Raw genomic sequence first — 22604 nt, forward strand, 5'->3', positions numbered from 1 at the left:
ATAAAATATTAAGGACAGGCACTTCATAAGAAATATCATACAGACAATTCATACATTTGCCACAGCTGGTTACAACTGATTTTGTGAAAATCATGGTTTTGAATGGAGAAAACCATGGGATTGGCAAGGAAATACCAGATTTGTGTCTCTGAGACACCCTATTACCACATTGTTTCCAGATGCGTCCGCAGAGCCTTCCTTTGTGGCAATGATCATGCCTCAGGCAGAACGTTTGAGCACCGGCGTCAATGGGTTGTTGAACGCATGAAGTTCCTGGCTAAATTGTTCAGTATAGACATTTGCGCCTATGCAGTGATGAGCAATCATTTTCACATCGTCCTCAAGATCAACAACAATGCTGATTGGTCAGACAAAAGAGTGCTCATGACCTGGGCAGGTTTATTCGATTTACCAGGCCCTTGTGAGTCGTACATTCGAGGTGAACATTTAAGCAAACCACAACTCGATTTCGTGATTCAAAAAGCAGATATCTATCGAAAGCGACTGAGATCCATCAGTTGGTTCATGAAGTGCTTGAATGAATACATTGCCAGGCGGGCCAATATCGAAGATGGTTGCACAGGACATTTCTGGGAATCGCGCTTCAAGAGCCAGGCATTGCTTGATGAACGTGCTTTACTTACCTGTATGGCTTACGTTGATTTAAATCCCATTCGTGCCGCGATGTGTAAAACTCCCGAGCAATCAGACTACACATCAATACAGGAAAGAATCAAAGATCAAAACACCAGATTGATCAGTTTTGGAAACGTTGAGAATGGCCTACCATTCTCGCTATCTGGATACCTGGACTTGGTTGACTATTCTGGCAGAGCAGTTTTAGAAACCAAACGCGGATACATTCCTGAAAACCTGCCTCCAATCCTTGACAGACTGAACCTCGAGCCAGGCACCTGGCTCGAAGAACTTAAGGGGTTTAAGTCAGTCGGGTTTTCAGCAGTCGGCACTGTTGATCAGCTCAAACAGTTCTGTAAGAAAGTAGGCAAAAAATTTGCAGCTGCTCATAGGCTGAAACCAGTCCTGGAATAGCCAACCATCCACTATAGCTTGTCAGCAGATTCTATCTGCCACCGTCCTGCTCATTTTAAATCAGGCCATTTCAGCCTATATCATCACATACCAGATTTCCGGACTTATAATCGCCCCTTTACCCTGTCGAATCGGTACTGTTCCATGAAAAAACCAGATTGATCACTCAAGCTGGTTTCTTTAACTAATGCCTGTCCTTGTATTTCTTTGTATTTCTATGGGTGGCAATGATGGCATCCTTGATCCAGGTGATGATCAATTATGGACTCAAGCATCTTTGTTTATCGATGGCACCGTCTCATCAGGTGATCAATTTGGCTGGTCTTTGGCAGTCGGTGATTTCGATGACGATGGCAAATATGATTTGGCCATAGGCGTACCAGGTGATGTGGTAGATGGACTAGATAATGCTGGTAGTGTCAACGTTATTTATGGTGGCAGTGATGGTTTAGGTGCAACCGGTAATCAGTTGTGGAACCAAAACACATCCGGAATCGGTGGCGTAGCTGAAGTTGACGATCAGTTTGGTTACAGTTTGGAGGTTGCGGATTTCAATTTTGATGGTGTCGATGATTTAGCCATTGGTATACCTTATGAGGACATAGGATCTGAAGAAGATGCTGGTGCTGTACAAATCATTTACGGCGAAGCTGATGAAGGGCTCGTTTCAACTGGTAGTTTGTTCATTTCCCAAGATGAGCCAGGCTTTCTGGGATTATCTGAAGCTGGCGACTTGTTTGGATTTTCACTGGCATCAGGCAGGCTGAATAACGATAATCACTATGATTTATCCATTGGTGCACCTTCCGAGGACTTTGACGATGCCACTAATGCTGGTGCGGTTTATGTGGTTCATGGTTCATCAGGTGGACTCCAATTCAATGATGAATACAGCATTTCTGAAAGTAATTTATCTGTGCCCGGAGGTCGCAGAGCGAATCGCAGATTTGGCTATGCCCAAACCAGCAGCGATTTTGACAATGACAACAAACATGATTTAGCCATCAATGCCTGGCCGCCTTTTCAAAGTTCAGACAATGTCAGTGCTGTGATCGTCGCCTACCGCGTCAATCACGACTTTATTTTTAGCGATGGTTTTGAATAGAACGACACCAGATTCAGTAGACAGTGACAATTAAGGGGGTCTGACCCTTTAATTCCTTGTTATACAGTCTACTGTTCGATTGCATTCACTATGTCTCTGTATCTAGATGGATATACTTTCATAAGATCTTTGGCCTTATTCAACATGCGACTCCTGTAATAAGAATGGACACTACTCCAATCAAAATTATCCATATACTGAATAATTAAATCTGCTTCTGTTACTCTTTTGCAGTTTAGCGCTTGCTCAATAATAAACTCTTGGGCTTTACCGAAATATCCACCATCAACAAAGCTATGGGCAAGAAAAACTCTCCACATATCCGGTTTATCGATTTGAGTCGACTAAATGAAACAATTCCATTCTTTATCATTAAAATCTTGAGCAATTTTAAAAACTTGATCACAGGGGCCGTATAACCATGAATCCATTTCTTCAACATGGTATTTATTTGCTATTATATGGATTATCAGAATACGATTCACAATTCTTTAATATAACGCCTAAAGCAGCGGCCGTAGTGTAGGCGCGAAGCGCCGAAACGGAGGTCCAGCCCCGCAGGGGCGAAGCTGGCTTTATTTGTTATGCTTTTTGTTAATTTCACTAAGATAGCCATGAGGATCACTTACAAATTTCGCTGCATTCGACTGCCGTATATATTGAATTAGCGCAACGAAATCTGGCTTACAGATAACTTTTAAGCCAGGGATAAATAGATAGCAATTGAGCTCATTAGCCGCTTCGATAAACTGTTTAACTAAATCTCTTATATCTTCTCTTAGATCCAATCTAAATCCCATACACTCAATCAGTCCGTTTTCCCGCCATACTCTAATATCATGAACTGGGCTTTCACCCCAAAGTTCCAACTCCTCATCCCATGAATCTGCTTGAGGAAGTATTGAGCTAAATATACGCCTATATTCCTTAGAGGGCTGGCAGTTTTCCCACGCAGGTGTGCAATCATATCCATCCTCATCATACAAAAGTTCTGTATTGAAACTATTTTCCTCAGCCCAGCTATAAGGAATAAATTCAATTGGTACTTGCCAGATTGCCATTTAATCTCCATGAAGCATAACGCCGCGCTCTGCGGCAAATTTGGAGCGCAGCGGAAAATTTGTCCGACAGCAGCGCCTTGTTAGGGCGAGAACGATGATATGTTTGGACCAACATAGCCTTTTCTCAACCACTCATTAACTTGGGGAAATAGCATAACTACACGGTTTACCAAGGCTTCGCATTCCTCCCTATTATCTGAAATCTTTTCATAGCGAAAAAAGTCTTCATAACATCCTTGACCTCGCTCAGTCCGAACTAGTCGAGCTCTGATGCTTGGTGATGTGTAAGCAATATCAATTTCCTCTTCTGGTACAACTGTGCCCCATGAGGTGTGAAGTGTGCCAGCAGGATGGTGCGCAAACTCCAAAACAAAGCCACCTCCCCATTTATCGTAGATCACTGAAAGAAGCTGAATATCACCCATTTCCTTTCTCTGAAAATGTGGGTACTTCCCAGTGAACCCTTCATTTGCAAGGAACGGTTCAAACAGTTTCTTCATTGCCGCGCGAATTTTTCGAGAACCTGCCATCTGTAGCCCTAACAATTTATTAATGGTGCATCAGTGCCATCTATCAAGATATTGGCGTAAATTCGTGCACACTTTATTCAATAGACTGATTGTAAGTCATTGATTTCTGACTTTGAAGTAATTTATTGACTGCTCCATTATCAGTAATTGGACAGATAGATGTGCATGAATGCGTTAATTTATGTCTATTACTGGTTAAATGTGCAAAAAATGAAGTTATTGGATCGTGTGGCCGCCAAATTAAGGGTTTTGCAGTACAGCAGAAAAACAGAAATCAACTACGTTTCATGGGTCAAGAGGTACATTTTATATCACAACAAAAAACACCCTGAAAACATGGGTAAAATAGAAATTGAAGCGTTTTTAAGCCATTTGGCTTCGCAGAGGAACGTGGCTGCAAGCACGCAAAATCAAGCGTTCAATGCCCTTTTGTTTTTATATCATCGGGTGCTGGAAATTTCTTTAGAAGGTGAGCAAATCAATGCCCTCAGAGCCAAACAACGTGTTCGGATACCTGTGGTGTTGAATACCGATGAAGTGAACCAAATATTCGACCAAATGAATGATGGTATCTACTTGTGGATACTACAAACCATTTATGGCTGTGGGCTGCGCCTGTCTGAAGTACACAAATTGCGTGTCAAGGACATCGATTTTGCATACAACCGAATCATTATTTGGGACAGTAAATCCCTGTCAGACAGAACAGTACCTTTGCCAATTAAGTTGATCCCAGTTTATCAAAAACTCATCAAAACCAATCGGATACAACACCAACAGGACCTGGCCAAGGGTTTCGGTTCCGTTGACATGCCAACTGCGCTTTCCAGAAAATACCCCAGAGCTCAAACAGAATTCAAATGGCAATTCTTATTCACCATGAGTCGGCTTTCAAAAGACCCCATTTCAGGGATTAGCTAATGCCTGTCCTTGTAATTCCTTGTCCTGTATTTTTCTTGTAATTCTATTGGACAGTGTGTGGATAAACAACATCATGTGCCCATGTCAGAATGAAAAGAATGGATCAATCGCTGATGGCCAGTCATTTCTCTTTTTCATCATACAGCCTTTTCTTTCGCACCTGAATTTCTTTCAATGCCAGAAAGCCAAAAATAATTTCCAGGAATATATGTCCAGTGATTGTCAGCGTGACCAAAAACATTATGATTTGAAAATGCCACAAAATCACGTAAACAGGTATCAATATCAGAGCAAACCACAGATTTAACATGGTGTTTTTTCTGAGTTTTGACTCATGCTTTTCCCAATATTCAATGGGTTTACGCTTGAAAAACTTCACATCAGCGTCTTTTACCTAAATCCCACAATCACACCAAATCCACCACTTCACTGACCTGCTCGACGGTGATGATTTTGATGTTGAGGTTTTGTACCCATTTGCCGGCGTTGCCCTTGGGGATGATGGCGGTTTTGAAGCCGTGGTTGGCGGCTTCTTTGAGGCGGTCTTCGCCATTATGCACCGGGCGGACTTCACCGGTCAGGCCCACCTCTCCAAAGACGATGGTGCCGGCTGGTAAATAGCGGTTCTTGAAGCTGGAGATGATGGCCATGATGATCGCCAGATCAGCGGCTGTTTCGGTGATTTTCATGCCACCCACGGCATTGAGGAACACGTCGTGGTCATGAATGGCCAGCTGACACATGCGGTGCAGCACCGCCAGCAACATCGCCAGGCGGTTGTGTTCCAGGCCGACAGACAATCGTCTGGGGTTACCCAGCGGGCTTTGATCGACCAGGGCCTGAATTTCGACCAGTAATGGCCGGGTCCCTTCGCGGGTACACATCACCACAGAACCGGCTTTATCGGCCTGTCGCTCGCTGAGGAAGATCGCTGAAGGATTCTCGACTTCTTTCACCCCGGTTTCAGTCATCGCAAACACGCCGATTTCATTGACTGCACCAAAGCGGTTTTTCAATGCACGCAAGACCCGATAACGGCTGTTGCCGTCCGATTCGAAATACAACACCGTATCCACCATGTGTTCGAGCATCCGCGGCCCGGCAATGGCACCATCTTTGGTCACGTGACCGACCAGAATAACGGTGATTTTACTTTGTTTGGCCATCCTGACCAATTGCGCTGCAGCCTCTTTGACTTGCGAGACTGAACCCGGGATGGCCGTTAATTGTTCACTGAATAAAGTTTGAATCGAATCGATCACCACCAGATCAGGCTTTTTCTGCAAGGTGGTGGCAATGATGGCTTCCACTGAGGTTTCGGCCATACAATCCAAGTCATCGGCCTGCAGACCCAGGCGATTGGCGCGCATGGCGATTTGTGACAGGGACTCCTCACCGGTGACATACAATGGAGTAATGACTTCACCAATTTGTGCCGAAACCTGGAGCATCAGGGTGGATTTACCAATGCCTGGGTCACCACCCAGCAAGATCACCGAGCCAGGGACAATGCCGCCACCCAGCACCCGGTCCAATTCTTTGATGTTGGAGGATGTGCGCTGTTGTTGCTTGGTGCTGATTTTACCCAGCTTTTGGATCGCATTGTCACCGGAATAATTGGCGTATCGGTTGACCTTACCACTGGTGTTGGTGGTGGCCTGGATTTTGATTTCATCGATGCAGTTCCACTCTTTACAGGCCCCACACTGACCTGACCACTTGCTGCTGGTGTTGCCGCACTGGTTACAGACAAACTGGGTTTTGGCTTTAGCCATTGAGCAGCTCCTTTGCTGACTGTGCATCAAACGGCCAATTAAGCTCGGTTTCACCATTCGACAAAACCGGTATTCTGACGTGGTATTGTTGGATCAATGCTTCATCATCATCGATATCTACCACTTCGTATGGGACCTCACCAGCTTGCAATAACTCTTCGGCATACTCACACAACGGGCATTCGATTCTGCTGTATAATTTCAGTTTTTTCATGCGTGTAGTTTATCATGGCAGTCAGCGTTTTTGACCTCTTTAAAATCGGCATTGGACCATCCAGTTCACACACCGTAGGACCCATGCGGGCGGCCAACATGTTCATCGCTCAGGTCATGTCTCACAACCTGCAGGACCGCACCCACAGTGTGGTTACCGAACTGTATGGCTCGCTCAGTCACACCGGTCGGGGGCATGGCACCGATAAAGCCATCATACTGGGGCTGTTGGGCGAGGAACCGGACACCGTCGACCCTGATCAGATCCCTGGCATGCTTGATGCCGTTGAACAAACCCAGCTGATCAAGGCCAATGAAGAACTGACCCTGGTGTTCAATAACAAAAAACACCTGGTTTGGCACAAACGCAAAAAACTGCCCCTGCACTCCAACGGCATGCAATTCACCGCGCTGGACGCCGATGGCAATGAACTGCTGCGTAAAGCCTATTATTCAGTCGGTGGTGGCTTTATCCTGGCCCACACCCATATGGCCAAACAACACATCATGGAAGACGACTCCAAACTTCCTTACCACTTCACTTCCGGGGATGAGTTGATCGAATTGTGCCATGAACACCAAATGACCATTGCTGAGATCATGTATGCCAATGAATCCAGCTGGCGCACACGTGGTGAAATTGATGAGCAGCTTGATGAGATCTGGGAAGCCATGGCTTCTTGCGTACAACGGGGCATTCAATCTGATGGGGTTTTACCCGGTGGTTTGAAAGTCGCCAGACGGGCGCCAAAGATATTCAAAGACCTGGACAAGCGCTCTGAAAAAGACCTGGCAGATCCACTGACCATCCTTGATTGGGTGAATATGTATGCCCTGGCCGTCAGTGAAGAAAACGCCGCCGGTGGACGGGTGGTAACCGCCCCCACCAATGGCGCTGCCGGCATCATTCCTGCGGTCTTGCATTACTACAAAGAATTTGTTCCCGGCAGCAACCAGCAAGGCATCAGAAATTTCCTGATGACCGCTGCTGCAGTGGGTATTCTATACAAAACCAAAGCCTCCATCTCCGGTGCCGAAGTCGGCTGTCAGGGTGAAGTTGGCGTGGCTTCCTCGATGGCAGCGGCGGGTCTGGCAGCAGCTTTTGAGCTGACCCCTGATGAGATTGAAAATGCCGCAGAAATTGCCATGGAACACAACCTGGGTTTGACCTGTGATCCGATTGGCGGACTGGTGCAAATCCCTTGCATTGAACGCAATGCCATGGGTTCCATCAAATCCATCAATGCCGTACGCATGGCCGACCGCAACGACGGCACCCACACCGTGTCTTTGGACAAGGTCATCAAAACCATGAAAGAAACCGGGGATGACATGAAGGAACACTACAAAGAGACTTCCCGGGGTGGGCTGGCTGTTAACATCATTGAATGCTGATAAAAAAAAGGGCAATGTAAGATTGCCCTAAAGAAGAGAGAGGTGACGTTTTTCTTTTTTGGGTTGTGGACGTTTACTCGCTCAATTGATAAGTGATGAGGACGGTTTCCCGATAGGTGTTGGTTCCCGGCACAATGGGTGCTGGGCCACTGGACAGTGAGACATCACCAACAGCCGCTTCATGCAGGGCATTGGCAGACACCAGTTTGACCTGAATCACCGAACCCAGGTTCACACCATTGGCAGCGGCCAGGATGCTGGCTTTGCTTCTGGCATCTTCGCTGGCCCGTTGCAGGGCCTGGGTGCGGACCTCAGTCAGTGATGAAGCGCCAAAACCCACTGAATTGATGCGGGTGGCACCTGAGTCCACCAATAGATTCAGTATGGCACCTATTGTTGAAACTTCTCTGACCACTATATTTAAACCATTGGTCACGCTGTAACCCTGAAAAATCTGCTGACCATCATTCCAGTCATATTGGGGATGGAAGTCAAAGCGACTGGTGCTGATGTCGGCGGTGTCGATGCCCACACCATTGAGTTCACTGATGATGTTGGCCACCAGCATTGAGTTGCGGTTCAGTGCAGCGTCGGCATCCGGATCCAGTGTGGTGACACTGGTTTGGATCCGGCCTTCGGTGTTCTCCAGGGCCACTTCACCGACGCCCTGAACGGAAATGATGTGCTCAGTGGTTTCTGCACAGACCATCAAGACATTGAATAAGGCCAGGATAACCACCAGCTTGTGGGGGGATTTGATCATCATGAAGCTCCTGTGATAACCGATTAAAAGTGTGTGTATTAACCAGTATAGACAGGCAGCAGTCCGATTGCTGTTTAGGCTTTGTTTGAAAATGTAACCAAATGTATCAGTCAGACCAGCGGCAGTGTGAAGCGGAAGCAGGCACCTGACATGGTGCCCTTGACCACGCTCAGCTCACCGTGGTGTTTGTGGGCAATCTTCCTGGCGATGGACAAGCCCAGGCCGTAGCCGGCTTTGCGGTGCTGGTTTTTGACGGTGTAAAACGGTTCAAACAGCCGTTGGGCATGCAAGGCATCCAGGCCCAGACCATCATCTGCCACATCCACCAACAGTTGACCATCCTGTATGAGTGCGCTGAGCTGACACTGTTCCCTGGCAAAGCTGAGGGCATTGCGCAACACATTGGACAGCGCCCTGCTGAGCTGAATTTCATCACACAAAATCACCTGACCGGCGCTGATGGAGGCATCCAAACCCAACCGCACCTCAAGCTGATCTGTGGCGTGTTGGCTGGTCAGCTCAGTCAACCAGTCACGGATGTTCAGCGGCTGTTTCTCAAAGGCATCGGTTTGATTCACTTCAGCATAGCGCAACATCTCATCAATCAGGGTTTCCAGTTCCCTGACATCCGTGCGCATGGCTGCCACCGTATCAGTCAGTGGCTCGGTGCCGGTCTGAGTTTCCAGCGCCTCAAAGGCAAACTTCAGGCGCGCCAGTGGGGTTCTGAGCTCATGGGACACCGCGTTCACCAGATCACGCTGAGTCAGCATCAATTGTTCGATTTCCCGGATCATGGTATTGAAGGCATCGGCGATGGGTGCCAGCGTGGTACTGGCTGGTACCTCAACCCGGGCAGTAAAATCACCCTGCCCCAGGTCTGCAGCGGCCTGTTTGAGTTGTAGCAATTGCCTGGCAAAAGGCCTGATCAGCACATACAAGCCCAATGCCAACAGTGAATAAAACACCGGCAAAACCCACAACCTTTGCTCCTGACTGAGCCTGGTTTGCGGCGTGATGCCCAGCACCTGTTCACTGCCATCCAACCGCTGATAAAGGGTCAGTTGATCATCCACATCAAACAAAGCCAGCATGTCACCATTACTGAGTTGTTCGAGGGTATCCCTGTCGGCGGTAAAATCGGCCAATGACATCAACCACAAGCCGGTTTCGGTACGCTGCTGAATGTCATTCAACAGCTGGTCCCATTGTGCGGGCTCATGCACTGACAACACCTGAGAAATACTGGCAAATAACGGTTGATGTACCAGTTTGATGTCACGGATCAGCTGCGCCTCATCCATGCGGTTCAGCACATATTGCAGCCCAGAACCCAAAAACAACAACAACAACACCAGCACCACATAAAACCGGGTGAACAGGCGGTTGGAGAACTGATTGGCTTGTTGGTTTCGGGTCATCAGCCGGACCAGGCAGTGGGCACAAACAGATAACCCTTACCCCAGATGGTTTTGATGCGTTGCGGCTCGGTGGCATCATCACCCAGTTTTTTCCGCAAGCGGGAAATTTTGATGTCCACTGCCCGGTCGGCTCCATCATAATCCAGCCCTCGCAAGCTGGCATAGATTTGATCCCGGGTCAGTACCTTGCCGGCATTCCGGGCGAGTAAAAACAACAGTTCAAACTCATGGGTGGTGAGGTTAATCGGATGACCTGACAGCTCCACGGTTTTGGCATGGTTGTTGATCGTCATGTTGCCGAACACCAGCATTTGGTCATCTTGTAGTTGATCAATGGCCCGTCGTTTGAGTAAGGAATTCACCCGGGCCAGCAACACCCTGGGTTCTGCCGGTTTGATCACATAGTCATCAGCCCCGGATTCCAGTCCCATCACCTGATCAACATCACTGCCAGAGGCTGTTAACATCAGAATTTTACCACGGTATTGCTGACGAATCTGACGCAACACAGTGATGCCATCCATGTCAGGTAACATCAAATCAAGGATGATCAAATCAGTCTGCTGGTCACGACAAAAATCAATGGCTTGCTGGCCAAGCTCTACCCAGTTGGTGAGGAAACCGGCTCGCTCGAAATACGTTTTAACCAACCCAGCCAGGCGCTGGTCATCTTCCACTATCAACAGATGAGGAATGGCCGTCATGGGTTTTGAAAACTCCAGGGCAATGCATTGCGACGGCGGTTGTGTTTGCGGTGTGGTTGCAAGGCGGCAAATTTTACGGTAGATCTGGCCAACAGGGTGTTGTTCTGAATGGAGGCCAGCCAAAAATCCAGGTTATTGATCAGGGTCACATGGTGACGGTGGGAACCGGCCAGTTGTTGTTGCCAACACTTCAGAGACTGATCCTGTTCACTGACGTACAGACACAAATCAGTGGCTTGATCGCTTTCCCAGAACACATCGATCCAGGAAATGCAGCTGGATTCACCCCGGGGGGCGACACAAATGTGTGGCTTGATGATCAGCTTAACTCCCTGGTCTGCTGTATCCGGTTGTTGAGCCCACAAGAGTGGCTGCCACAACACCCCACTGATCAGCAGACAGCAAATGAGTTTCCAATTTGTTCGGGGACATGTCAGCATCATTAAAAGCGGTAAAACAGACCGGAAAAATAAGCCTGGGTATGATCGGCATCAATCAACGGGCTGTTGCGCACCGCTGAACCCAGTTGGGTGTGACTGAAGCGGGTGACATAACTGAGGCGGTTGTTGATCCGGTAACTGACCAACATCCCCACGGTAACATGGGTGGTGGCCTCACCTGCATAGACCAGTTCAAACAACTGGTCGCGGTTGTTCACTCCATAGTAGTAGTCGACCAGTTTGGCAGACTGCCAGCTGATGCCAACACTGGGTTTAAACGCCCAGCGACCTGAATGCCAGCTTTTGCTGAAGGTCAGATCGGTTTCCAGACCCTGATGGGCCCCGGACACATCCTGTAGCACCTGCCATTGTAACTGGCCCCATGACCAGTTCCACAATAACTCCACCCCCAAATTGAGGGCAAAACTCCGATCCGGCAATTCCAAAATACCGAATTGTCCTGGAGGACCGGTACTGACTCCGGCAGCCGGTAATTGCTCAGCTGGAACCACCACCACTTCATCTGAACCAGGACGAAAACCCAGACCTGAGTTCCTGAACAGGCCCAATTCATTGAAGTAGGAATAATAGATGCGTTCGCTGCTGTAGGTGGCCAGCAGGTTGACCCCGAAATCTGGTCGATCCATCAGCGTGTAACCCAACTCACCATTGTCAAAGAAAAACCTGTCACCATAAATGGCCAGATCAAGGGTCACGAGTCCTGGCACATCATCTGCGGCAATGAAAGGGTTACTTTGTTCACCATAGCCGATGCCAATGCCGAAATCCCAGGAACGACTGAGCTGCCGGGTCACATCTGCTTCACCGGCACCCACCTGAAACAGGGGCATCAACAACAAACTGATCAACCAAACACGCATCACTGATCAACAGTTAAAAAACACTCAGTATAGCCAGTTCATTCAGCCATTACCATTTTGTAACTAAATGTAACTGATCATTTCGGCTGAGCTGCTATTGTTTGGTCAGTTCATAGACAAAACCGGCCATATCCGCTTTCATGTATTTGCCGTCAAACTCGATGACTGTGAAGTGGTAACCGTCCAGGTCGACTTTTTTACCCATGACCGTGTATTTATCAGGGGCGATGCGACGACCGCCCAGGTTTTGATAAAACAAACCTTTTTCAAATTCCCACAGGTCACCTTCGTCATCTTCCATCCCGGCCATACTGGTGATCAACCACGCACCTTCCAGGGCTTCGGCGTCCAACTCAACGGCAAAATCTGCTGACCATAAGACAGCACTGAACAGCAAGCCCCAAACAACACATAAATATCTCATCTTAATTCCACATTAAAAAACGCCATCTTATCGACAGATGCGTTCTTTGTCATTGACATTTTTCACCAGATCAATGGTCACCATGGCGGTCCAGCCTCCTGACCAGTGACCACAGCCAATTGATGTAGATCAATGTCTTTAACTTTCAACTGATTATCATGACCAACATACCTTCCATTGGAGAGCTGAGATGAAAAATACCAAACCACATGTGCCATCCCTCATGTGCTTGTGTGCCCTGACATTGCCCGCTATGGGAGCTGACTCGTTGTCTGCCGCCCTCACAGAAGGCGATGCCAGTTTATCCTTCAGGTACCGCTTTGAACTGGTTGACCAGGATGGCTTCAGCCGTGATGCCAATGCCTCCACCCTCAGATCACGTTTGAATTACCTGACCGCCCCATATCAGGGCTTCAGCTTTTTTATTGAGGCAGACAATGTGATGGAAGTATTTGGTGACAATTACAACGCCGGTGCCGGTAACACACCAAACAATGGACATTATCCGGTGGTGGCGGACCCAACCGGCACAGAAATCAACCAGGCCTGGTTCAATTATGCATTCAATGAAAACCACAGCATTAAATTGGGCCGCCAGCGGATTCTGCTGGACAATCAACGCTTTGTTGGTGGCGTGGGCTGGCGGCAGAATGAACAAACTTATGACGCCATTTCACTGTCATCTGAACTGGCAGGCAGTCAGTTGTTCACTTCTTACATCGAAAATGTGAATCGAATATTTGGTGATGATGTGGCCGCAGGAGATCATGACAACCAGACCTTTCTGGCCAACTGGTCCAATACCTGGCAGGACCGGCATCAACTGACGGCTTACTATTACAACATCGACAACCAAGATACCGCCGCATTTTCCACGGCCACCCTGGGTGCGGCGTTTAAAACCCATTGGCAGGTTGGGGAACATAAAATGATCTTTGGGGCTGAATTTGCCTCGCAGTCTGATGCCCACAACAATCCGGTCAACTATGACGCCAATTACCTGCGGCTGGATGTGGGCCTGGTCCTGGAACACCTGACCTTCTTTGGGGGTTATGAGGTGTTGGAAGGTGATGATACGCGCGACGGTACCGCGTTCCGTACCCCCCTAGCCACCCTGCATGCGTTCAATGGCTGGGCCGATCAGTTTCTGACCACTCCCAATGCCGGACTGAAAGATACATTTATCGGCGCCAAAGGCGACATCGAAGGCTTCAAGTGGCAAGTCATTTATCATGATTTTTCGGCCGACAGCGGGTCTGGTGATTTCGGTCAGGAGCTGGATTTTGCGGTGGCAAAAAAACTCACCAGCAATGTCACTGCTTTGCTCAAAGCCGCCCAATACGATGCAGAAGACATCAAAGCCGATACCCACAAATACTGGATCATGCTCAGCGCGAACTTTTAAACGAACCGATCGGTTTGTACCCTGCCGGGCTGTGGTGAATTCCATCACAGCCCTTTTTATGAGCTGTTCAGAACCACCGTTAAAAACCTGAAACCGGTTGACTTACATCAAGGCGGATGACCACCAGGCTCACTATCATGGACTCATCCTGAACAACACGGCCGGACCGGCCAGTGTCGCTGGATCAACATCCAATTAACGAGGTCATTATGAAAGAAGCATTCACCAAAAGCATGGCCAGGAACATCTACTACGGAGGCTCGCTGTTCTTCGTCTTACTGTTTCTGGGCTTGACTATGGACACACACAGAAAGCTGCCAAAAACAGACAACAGTGGGGCCATCACTGAACAGGTGTCACATGGCAAGCGTTTGTGGGAGGAAAATAATTGCATCGGTTGCCATACCCTGTTGGGTGAAGGCGCGTACTTTGCGCCTGAACTGGGGAATGTTTATTCCCGTTATGGCAACAGCACCGAAGCAATCAAGGCCTTCATCAAAAGTCGTCCACCAGGCGGCATCCCGGGTCGCCGCAGCATGCCACAATTCAACTTCACTGAAGAAGAGCTGGATGCGATTGCGGAATTCCTCAAATACACCGATGGCATCGATACCCAGGATTGGCCACCGAACATTCAAGGTTAAAGGAGACATGACATGAAATACCAATCTCAAGCCGTTGCAAAACTCTATTTCATCGCCGCCATTGGCCTGTTTGTCGGGCAGATCCTGTTTGGCGTGATTCTGGGCTTACAGTACGTCATTGGCGACTTCCTGTTCCCAACCATTCCTTTCAATGTGGCCCGCATGGTACACACCAATTTACTCATCGTCTGGTTGTTGTTCGGCTTCATGGGGGCATCTTATTACCTGGTGCCCGAGGAATCTCAGCGTGAAATTCACTCAGTCAAACTGGCCAAATGGTTATTTTGGATTTTCCTCGGTGCCGGCGCCCTCATCATCCTGAGTTATTTGCTGATCCCATATGCCCGGTTGGCAGAACTCACAGGCAACTCATTCCTGCCGACCATGGGTCGGGAATTCCTTGAACAACCAACCATTGGCAAAATTGGCATTGCAGTGGTCTGCACTGGCTTTCTTTACAACATCGCTGTCACGGTCCTGTCCGGGCGCAAAACCGTGATCAACATGGTGCTACTCACTGGTTTACTTGGCTTGGTGGTCTTGTGGCTGTTTTCATTTGTGAATCCTGAAAACCTGGTATTGGACAAATACTATTGGTGGTGGGTTGTTCACTTGTGGGTTGAAGGCGTGTGGGAACTGATTTTGGGTTCTTTACTGGCCTTTGTCTTGATTAAAACCACAGGTGTCGACCGGGAAGTGATTGAAAAATGGCTGTACCTGATCATCGCCATGGCGCTGATCACTGGCATCATTGGTACCGGTCACCATTATTTCTGGATTGGCACACCTCATTATTGGTTGTGGTTTGGATCGGTGTTTTCTGCACTGGAACCCATTCCGTTCTTCATGATGACTTTGTTTGCCTTCAACATGGTCAACAAACGTCGGCGAGACCACCCCAATAAAGCAGCCACTTTGTGGGCATTGGGCACCGGTGTGATGGCGTTTTTGGGTGCAGGTGTCTGGGGTTTTCTTCATACTTTAGCTCCGGTCAACTACTACACCCATGGCACCCAGATCACCGCTGCTCACGGCCACATGGCTTTTTACGGCGCTTATGTGATGGTGGTGTTGTGCATCATCTCCTACGCCATGCCCAAAATGCGAGGCCGGGTAGCCAATTCCAACAAGGCCCAGGTGGTTGAGATGTGGTCATTTTGGATGATGACCGTCTCCATGGTGTTCATCACCTTGTTCCTCACCGCAGCGGGCATCTTACAAGTCTACCTGCAACGCATGAGTGATGCGCCACTGCCCTTCATGGTGGTGCAGGAAAAAATGGAGTTTTTCTATTGGATGCGGGAAGTGGCAGGCGTGGTCTTCCTGATTGGCCTGATCGTCTACCTGGTCAGTTTCTTCGTGAAAGGTGAAGAATTGCCTGCTGTGGCGACTGAAATGAAAGCACCAGCCGTCGATTAAACCAACTCACATCAGCGCAGCCTAGGGTTGCGCTGATGGTAATCGGAGAAAACCATGGAAAACATTCATCCCATTGAACAACAAAACAACCTGTTCTACCAACCCCAGGGACAGGAAGTTCAACTGTTTACCCATGCCTTTGAACAGCACTTGCCGGTGTTGCTGAAAGGCCCCACCGGCTGTGGTAAAACCCGTTTCATCGAGCACATGGCAGCGCAACTGGGACGACCGTTGTACACCATAGCCTGTCATGATGACTTGAGTGCGGCTGACCTGATCGGCCGACACCTGATCGGTAAAGATGGCACTTACTGGCAGGATGGCCCACTGACACGGGCTGTAAGAGAAGGCGCCATATGCTACCTTGATGAAGTGGTGGAAGCCCGCAAGGACACCACCGTGGTGATCCACCCACTGACCGATAACCGACGGATGTTGCCCATTGACCGTACCGGCGAACTGCTCAGTGCAGCACCTGGTTTTATGCTGGTGGTCTCATACAACCCGGGCTATCAAAACCTGCTCAAAGGCATGAAACCCTCCACCAGACAACGCTTTGTGGCACTGCGCTTTGATTATCCTGAACCAGCTGCCGAAGTCAAAGTGGTGAGCCATGAAAGTGGCTGTGATATGTGCCTGGCCACAGATTTGGTCAATCTGGCCCATCACCTGCGGAAACTCAAAGACCATGACCTGGAAGATTCAGTATCAACCCGGTTATTGATCTACACCGCCCAATTGATCACCCAGGGATTATCCAGAGCAGGTGCCTGTCGGGCAGCCCTGGTTGAACCACTGACAGATGATGCCGAGACCGTTGCAGCATTGATGCAGGTGGTGGCAGCCAAATTTCCCGTCGATGGTGAACCCTGAAAAACCTGCCCATGAATCACTCCGAGTATAACCAAGTTCACCCAATTGGAGTTATTTCATATGGGCTGATGTTATTAAACCTGTTGTTTCCTGTGCTCATATGGATGCTGTTACTGGTTTACTGGCTGCGGCATCGACACAGTGACGATCACAAAACCTATGTGGCCATCAATCAATCATTCATTGCCGGCTCCCTGTCAACAACACTGTTTGTGTTTGCTCATCTGCTGATCATCACTGTGGCGCAATATAAAAGTACTTTTGCGCTGATTACTTTTGAGCTGTACTTCATTGTGGTGGTACCGGTTTTTCTCATCCCAGGTTTAATGGGATTGATCAAAAGCAACGCTGGTCAGGTGTATTACGCTCCCTTGTTAGGCCGCAGATTCCGGACAGGCCGATGATACGGCACAACCCAAAAGCATGCGTCAGTCAAAGACGTTTTTGGCAATTGGGGTTTTTACTTCTGTTCATCATCACACCACTGCTGGACTGGTTCAGACTGGACCTTAACCTGGGCCATTTCATTCTCTTTGGTCAGGACTGGAAACTCAACCTGACGGCCTTACAAAATGCCTCAACAGTTCAACTGATCTGGCGACTGCTGTGGGTTGCCCTTCTGCCTTTGTTATTGACAGTGGTGGTGTTTTTATTCATTGCCTGGCGCTGGGGACGGCTTTATTGTGGCTGGCTGTGCCCTCATTTTCTGGCCGTGGAAAGCATCAATCAACTGATGAAAAGAGCCACCGGCAAGCTCAGCCTGTGGGACCGTAAAACAATACCGCAACAGCAGATGGATGGCACACATTACCGTCAGCATCCATTTTGGTGGTTGCCAACATTCATGGCCATCATGTTGTTTGCATTTGCCTGGGCATTGATTGCCATCACCTATTTGTTGCCACCTGATGAGGTTTATCACAACCTGATCAATGGACAACTGACCCGCCATCAAATGCTGTTTCTCAGTGTGGTCAGTGGTGTTTTCATGATCGAATTTACTTTCGCCCGACATTTGTTTTGCCGTTATGCCTGTGCTGTTGGGGTTTTCCAATCATTGGCATGGATGGCTAACAAACGGGCCCTGGTGGTGGGTTTCAATGGCAGCCGGGCAAAAGCCTGTGCCAGTTGTGACAAATCCTGCGAACATGCCTGTCCGATGCGACTCAAACCACGAACCATCAAACGCAACATGTTCACCTGCACCCAATGCACCGCTTGTGTGGATGCCTGTACTCAGGTTCAATTGAACCTTCATCAGCCTGGCTTACTTAACATGTTGGATGGTGATTGCGCGCTGGATAAATCACAACGGGATTTTGGCCGTAAGGCACAAATACCCCCGAGTTGTTTCGAGCAATAACATGGAAGAATGGGTTGGCGAAAAGTGGCACCATTTCATCACTGGTAAGACCCAGCGCCGATATCCTCAGGCAGCCATCAGACTGGAAGACGTACAGACACAACTGGCGGTTTATTTCCGGGCATTGGGTGGTGATGCCGGGGTGAGCTTGGGTCACACATCAGCCAAAGTGGTTCAGGCACACCGCAACTGGTTACACATAATCGCCGGGACTGGCAAAAAAGCAGAACTGGCACATTTCAGCAGAGACCACCTGTACCTGCCGGAAGTGCTCGAATGCCATCCCACCCGGGCATTGAATCAATCCTTGTATTTTTGGTTGGCTGCTCTGGCCAGCTTGAATCAATCTCCACATGCCAAACACCTCATTGAACACAATCAATACCTGACCCGGCAGGTCCTGGCACGGTGGCCGGGATTGACAAACATTTATACCTCCCTCAGCCAGGCCGAACTGAACAACCGACCAGCCCTGAGCTCTTTACCCCATCAGTGGCAACACACCGAACGCCTGCTCAGACTGGTATTGACAGATCCTCATGGCAACCATACACGAAAGGGGGAAACCGCACAACTGAGCCAACCGGTCATCATGTGGCTACAGTCAACCGACCAGGCCCTGGCCACCAAGGGCCGGCAAGATCAAGCCGGTCACACACCTCAACATTCGGCTGATCAGGTACACACAGCCAGTCACAAAAGACACCAGGCAGAACACACAGATACCCAGGAGGAAGAAGGCGGCTTTATGTCATTCCGACTGGAAAGCTTGTTCTCCTGGTCTGAGTTCATCAATCTGGAGCGCTCTGAAGATGACAGCGGGGATGAAGATGTGATGCGGGTGGCTGAAGACCTGGATCACCTCAGCATCAATCAGGGAGAAGCGGGACACACAATCAAACTGGATCTGGATTTGCCTGGCAGTGATTACGATGATGTGCAGTTATCAGAAGGCATTTTGTTACCGGAATGGGATCACCGCAAACAACGGCTGCAAAAGGACCACTGCGCCTTACAACTGATGGCACTCAGACTGACTGAAACCCACCATTGGCCGACAGAATTAAAACCACAGGCTAACCGCCTCAGGCGACAATTTGAAGCCCTTAAACCGATCAGTTATTGGCAGAACAAGCAAGCCGATGGTGATGAAATTGATTTTCATGCGGTGTTGGAACACCGCTCCAGCCAACAACAGCAAGCCACCGATGCCAATCTATTCCGGCGCCGGGCGCCGGTGAACCGAGATCTGGCCACCTTAATCCTCACGGATCTGTCGCTGTCTACTGATGCCCATGTCAACAATGACAAGAAAGTCATCGATGTCATCAAAGAATCTTTGTTCCTGCTGAGTGCAGGATTATCGGCAGCTGATGAACGTTTTGCAATTGCCGGTTTTACTTCAAGAAAGCGCAATCACGTCCGCTATTACCCCATCAAATCGTTTGAGCAGCCATTTGATCAACGTTGTGAAGAACAGATACAGGCAATCAGACCTGCCTATTATACCCGCATGGGTGCTGCCATCAGGTATGCCACCAGGCAGTTAAACACCCAAAACAACAACCAGAAATTGTTGCTTATCCTGACCGATGGCAAACCCAATGACCTGGATATCTATGAAGGTCGCTATGGTTTGGAAGATACCCGTCAGGCGATCACCGAAGCCAGGCAACAGGGGCTGACTCCTTTTTGTGTGTCGATTGATTACCAGGCTGCCGATTACCTGCCCTACCTGTTTGGTAACCAGGGTTTCATTCACCTGAACAATGCCCTGGACTTACCCCGAAAATTGCCCAGACTGTTTGTGCAACTGACCCAATAGTTTGACCCAGATCAATATTCATTGCTTTTGGTGACGCACAGCAGCCCACTTGATCCAGATCAATGACCCCAAGCCCAGCGGTTCATAAACTGCTCACATCCTTTGAGAAAAGAGCATAAAGTATGAAACCAAAACCAACCATTGGCGCCCTGTTGGCGCTCTGTGGCCTGTCGCTGAATATCAGTCAGGCCAACGATCAATCGCAGCAAACCACTGACCTGGACAACCTGGTAGTGGTTGCTTATAAACAAGCCAGACCCATTCAGGAGGTGGTCGGAGACGTCTCCGTCATCCAGGCCAGTCAGCTCGAAGAATCAATGGCTCAGGACATGGCTGGTGCAATCAAGTATGAAGCCAACATCCACCTGGAAGATGGCGGTACTCGGTTCGGCACCTCAGGCATCAATATTCGCGGGATCGGTGGCAACCGGGTGGCCATTGAAATAGATGGCATACCCAATGCCAAAGCCTTTGAACTGGGTTCTTACTCATTGGCCACTGCCGGATTTCCTGAAATTGACCTGATCCAAAACATAGAAATCCTCAAAGGCCCCGCCTCAACGCTTTATGGGTCAGATGCTCTGGGTGGCGTTGTGACCATCAACACCTGGGATCCTGATGTGTTGCTGGCCGGCCATGAAGATGACAACTGGACCCGCCTGCGCCTGGGCTTTGATGGCAAACGACATGGCAGATTCATCACCCTCAGTTCGGCATGGGATGGTGATCAGCAAGGCCTGTTATTGTCAGCCACTCAACGTGATGGCAAGGGCGTGATCAATGAATTGTCAAATCTGACCAAAGACACCGCCGACTGGGATGCTCAATCATTGTTTGCTAAATGGAACACAGAGTTATCGGGAGGGACCACATTGAGCCTGGGGTTGCATGCCAATCAAAAAGATCAGCACACGCAGATCAATTCTTTCATTGGTCAGGGTCGCTTCAGTCGCACCACTGCCTTGTCAGGAGATGATCAGTCAAAGGATCACAAAATCCATCTGAACATCGACTTTCTGGTCAATGGCCAATGGGCTGACGAAGGACATGTGCTGTTGTATCATGCCAACACCCGGTTCGTTCAGGACACCTTTGAAAACCGTTCATCCCGGCGGGGAACACCTTTGTTTCAGTACCGCCGGTTTGACTTTGACAGCAGCCGCGATGGTCTGGAATTGAATTTCACCCGTTCCTGGTACAGCAACAACACACAACACCAGCTGATATATGGTGTTGAGTACACCCTTTCTGCTGTGGAAGAGAGCAGAAATGCGGAAGAGACGAACCTGCTCACCGGACTGACCACTCAGAATCTGTTGGGTGAACAATTTCCCCTGCGGGATTTTCCACGCACCGATGTCAGAGAACTGGGAATCTTCATACATGATGAAATCAGTTTTGCCGACAGTCGCTTGACCCTGGTTCCCGCTGTGCGGTTTGACCACTATAAGCTGTCTCCGGATCGCGATGCGGTTTTTGATAATGGCGCCGGCGACGCCACTGTTGTGAGCATCAGTGAAGCCGATTTTTCACCCAAACTGGGGGTGTTGTATGACCTCAGTGATGAAATAAATCTGTATGCCCAATATGTGCGTGGCTTCAGGGCTCCACCTTACGATGATGTCAACATAGGCTTTAATCTGGCCTTATTCAATTACCGGGCCATTCCCAATCCTGAACTCAAATCTGAACACTCAAATGGCTTTGAAGCCGGATTTCGATTCGCCGGAAACCAGCACCAAGTTGAATTCAATGTGTTCCATAACACATACCGTGACCTGATCATCAGTCGGGACCTGATTGGTCGTGACCCGGACACCGATGCCCTGATTTTTCAATCCCGCAATGTGCAAGATGCCACCATTTACGGTGCTGAACTGGACCTTCACTGGCAGATCAATGACCAATGGCGGACAGACTGGTCACTGGCCTGGACCCGGGGCCAGGACGATGTTTCTGATCAGCCATTGAATCACCTTTCACCACCCAAGGCCACCGGCCTCTTGCAATGGCAGTCCAGCAAGAAAAAGTGGCTGGTAAATCTCTATGGTGTGTTCAGCCAGGCCCAGAATCGGCAAGATGATCCGGATGATGAATTGTTCAACGCCCCAGGCTATGTCACTTTTGACCTCACCATCGGCCATCAACTCACGCCCAACGGCCACCTGTCCGTTGGGGTATTCAATCTGACCGACCAGAAATACTGGTTGTGGCAACAGGTCAGAAATTTTGACAACAACGAAGCCTTGATCGAGGCCCTGGCGCAGGCCTCAAGGCATGCCCGTATCAGTTATGTTCATGAGTGGTGATGGATGATGACTCACCACTCAAAAACCGAATTGACCTATATCAATTACAAACCACAAGCCGCCAATTATAGTGAACAAAGTGGCCT

The 22604-nt window shown here is 49.0% G+C and carries 22 protein-coding genes; 12 read left to right on the plus strand and 10 right to left on the minus strand.

Annotation, left to right across the window (positions count from 1 at the left end):
* Nucleotides 1–102 precede the first annotated feature (102 nt).
* Entirely contained in the window at nucleotides 103–1050 is a 948-nt protein-coding gene (locus B0475_RS15075; RefSeq protein WP_232781899.1) for a transposase, read from the plus strand.
* A 217-nt stretch (nucleotides 1051–1267) separates the two neighbouring features.
* Nucleotides 1268–2155, plus strand: a complete 888-nt coding sequence (locus B0475_RS15080) for an FG-GAP repeat protein (RefSeq protein WP_198538329.1) — start codon at nucleotides 1268–1270, stop codon at nucleotides 2153–2155.
* 575 nt (nucleotides 2156–2730) lie between these two features.
* On the opposite strand, the gene B0475_RS17730 is transcribed toward B0475_RS15080, so the two are convergent.
* Nucleotides 2731–3216, minus strand: a complete 486-nt coding sequence (locus tag B0475_RS17730) for a hypothetical protein (RefSeq protein ID WP_157893002.1) — start codon at nucleotides 3214–3216, stop codon at nucleotides 2731–2733.
* Between the two features lie 80 nt (nucleotides 3217–3296).
* Nucleotides 3297–3746, minus strand: a complete 450-nt coding sequence (locus B0475_RS15100; RefSeq protein ID WP_077412720.1) for a DUF4304 domain-containing protein — start codon at nucleotides 3744–3746, stop codon at nucleotides 3297–3299.
* 165 nt (nucleotides 3747–3911) lie between these two features.
* Here B0475_RS15100 and B0475_RS15105 point away from each other — a divergent pair, with 165 nt between their 5' ends.
* Nucleotides 3912–4667, plus strand: coding sequence for an integron integrase (locus tag B0475_RS15105; RefSeq protein WP_157893003.1), 756 nt, complete (start codon nucleotides 3912–3914; stop codon nucleotides 4665–4667).
* A 407-nt stretch (nucleotides 4668–5074) separates the two neighbouring features.
* Here the strand turns inward: B0475_RS15105 and radA are convergent, their stop codons facing one another.
* Entirely contained in the window at nucleotides 5075–6442 is a 1368-nt protein-coding gene (gene radA, locus B0475_RS15115; protein ID WP_077412723.1) for a DNA repair protein RadA, read from the minus strand.
* On the minus strand, nucleotides 6435–6656 hold the full coding sequence (locus B0475_RS15120) for a glutaredoxin family protein (RefSeq protein ID WP_077412724.1): 222 nt from the start codon (nucleotides 6654–6656) through the stop codon (nucleotides 6435–6437). Before B0475_RS15120 ends, radA begins: the two co-directional genes overlap by 8 nt.
* Nucleotides 6657–6670: 14 nt before the next feature.
* On the opposite strand from B0475_RS15120, the gene B0475_RS15125 reads away from it, so the two are divergent.
* Nucleotides 6671–8050 carry an L-serine ammonia-lyase gene (locus tag B0475_RS15125; protein WP_077412725.1) on the plus strand — a complete coding sequence of 460 codons (1380 nt, stop codon included), beginning with the start codon at nucleotides 6671–6673 and terminating at the stop codon, nucleotides 8048–8050.
* 73 nt (nucleotides 8051–8123) lie between these two features.
* Here B0475_RS15125 and B0475_RS15130 read toward each other — a convergent pair whose 3' ends face one another.
* The 6 genes from B0475_RS15130 to B0475_RS15155 all read right to left on the minus strand — a co-directional run bounded on the left by B0475_RS15130 (nucleotide 8124) and on the right by B0475_RS15155 (nucleotide 12680).
* The gene (locus B0475_RS15130) at nucleotides 8124–8816 is read right to left on the minus strand and encodes an SIMPL domain-containing protein (protein WP_077412726.1); all 693 of its coding nucleotides are present in this window, start codon (nucleotides 8814–8816) and stop codon (nucleotides 8124–8126) included.
* A 107-nt stretch (nucleotides 8817–8923) separates the two neighbouring features.
* Nucleotides 8924–10231: a HAMP domain-containing histidine kinase gene (locus B0475_RS15135; protein ID WP_077412727.1), complete on the minus strand. Its 1308-nt coding sequence runs from the start codon at nucleotides 10229–10231 to the stop codon at nucleotides 8924–8926.
* Complete coding sequence (locus tag B0475_RS15140; RefSeq protein WP_109862412.1) at nucleotides 10231–10935, minus strand: response regulator transcription factor; 705 nt, start codon at nucleotides 10933–10935, stop codon at nucleotides 10231–10233. The genes B0475_RS15135 and B0475_RS15140 overlap by 1 nt, the downstream gene beginning before the upstream one ends.
* Nucleotides 10932–11300: a DUF3019 domain-containing protein gene (locus B0475_RS15145; RefSeq protein WP_198538330.1), complete on the minus strand. Its 369-nt coding sequence runs from the start codon at nucleotides 11298–11300 to the stop codon at nucleotides 10932–10934. The genes B0475_RS15140 and B0475_RS15145 overlap by 4 nt, the downstream gene beginning before the upstream one ends.
* A gap of 77 nt (nucleotides 11301–11377) precedes the next feature.
* Complete coding sequence (locus B0475_RS15150; RefSeq protein ID WP_077412729.1) at nucleotides 11378–12256, minus strand: MipA/OmpV family protein; 879 nt, start codon at nucleotides 12254–12256, stop codon at nucleotides 11378–11380.
* A 94-nt stretch (nucleotides 12257–12350) separates the two neighbouring features.
* The gene (locus B0475_RS15155; RefSeq protein ID WP_077412730.1) at nucleotides 12351–12680 is read right to left on the minus strand and encodes a hypothetical protein; all 330 of its coding nucleotides are present in this window, start codon (nucleotides 12678–12680) and stop codon (nucleotides 12351–12353) included.
* Nucleotides 12681–12870: 190 nt separating this feature from the next.
* Here B0475_RS15155 and B0475_RS15160 point away from each other — a divergent pair, with 190 nt between their 5' ends.
* The 8 genes from B0475_RS15160 to B0475_RS15195 all read left to right on the plus strand — a co-directional run bounded on the left by B0475_RS15160 (nucleotide 12871) and on the right by B0475_RS15195 (nucleotide 22518).
* Nucleotides 12871–14085, plus strand: coding sequence for an alginate export family protein (locus tag B0475_RS15160; RefSeq protein WP_077412731.1), 1215 nt, complete (start codon nucleotides 12871–12873; stop codon nucleotides 14083–14085).
* Between the two features lie 209 nt (nucleotides 14086–14294).
* Entirely contained in the window at nucleotides 14295–14729 is a 435-nt protein-coding gene (locus B0475_RS15165) for a c-type cytochrome (RefSeq protein WP_077412732.1), read from the plus strand.
* A gap of 12 nt (nucleotides 14730–14741) precedes the next feature.
* A complete protein-coding gene (locus B0475_RS15170) occupies nucleotides 14742–16148 on the plus strand; it encodes a cbb3-type cytochrome c oxidase subunit I (protein ID WP_077412733.1) in 1407 nt (468 codons plus the stop codon).
* Nucleotides 16149–16202: 54 nt separating this feature from the next.
* The gene (locus tag B0475_RS15175; protein ID WP_077412734.1) at nucleotides 16203–17021 is read left to right on the plus strand and encodes a CbbQ/NirQ/NorQ/GpvN family protein; all 819 of its coding nucleotides are present in this window, start codon (nucleotides 16203–16205) and stop codon (nucleotides 17019–17021) included.
* A gap of 68 nt (nucleotides 17022–17089) precedes the next feature.
* Nucleotides 17090–17425, plus strand: a complete 336-nt coding sequence (locus B0475_RS15180) for a hypothetical protein (RefSeq protein ID WP_077412735.1) — start codon at nucleotides 17090–17092, stop codon at nucleotides 17423–17425.
* Nucleotides 17422–18384: a 4Fe-4S binding protein gene (locus B0475_RS15185; RefSeq protein WP_077412736.1), complete on the plus strand. Its 963-nt coding sequence runs from the start codon at nucleotides 17422–17424 to the stop codon at nucleotides 18382–18384. The genes B0475_RS15180 and B0475_RS15185 overlap by 4 nt, the downstream gene beginning before the upstream one ends.
* 1 nt (nucleotide 18385) lies before the next feature.
* The gene (locus tag B0475_RS15190; RefSeq protein WP_157893005.1) at nucleotides 18386–20209 is read left to right on the plus strand and encodes a nitric oxide reductase activation protein NorD; all 1824 of its coding nucleotides are present in this window, start codon (nucleotides 18386–18388) and stop codon (nucleotides 20207–20209) included.
* A gap of 122 nt (nucleotides 20210–20331) precedes the next feature.
* Nucleotides 20332–22518 (plus strand): TonB-dependent receptor plug domain-containing protein, encoded by a 2187-nt coding sequence (locus B0475_RS15195; RefSeq protein ID WP_077412738.1) that lies wholly within the window; start codon nucleotides 20332–20334, stop codon nucleotides 22516–22518.
* The last annotated feature ends 86 nt before the right edge of the window (nucleotides 22519–22604 follow it).

The organism is Marinicella sediminis, from assembly GCF_002000055.1.
Lineage (GTDB): Bacteria > Pseudomonadota > Gammaproteobacteria > Xanthomonadales > Marinicellaceae > Marinicella > Marinicella sediminis.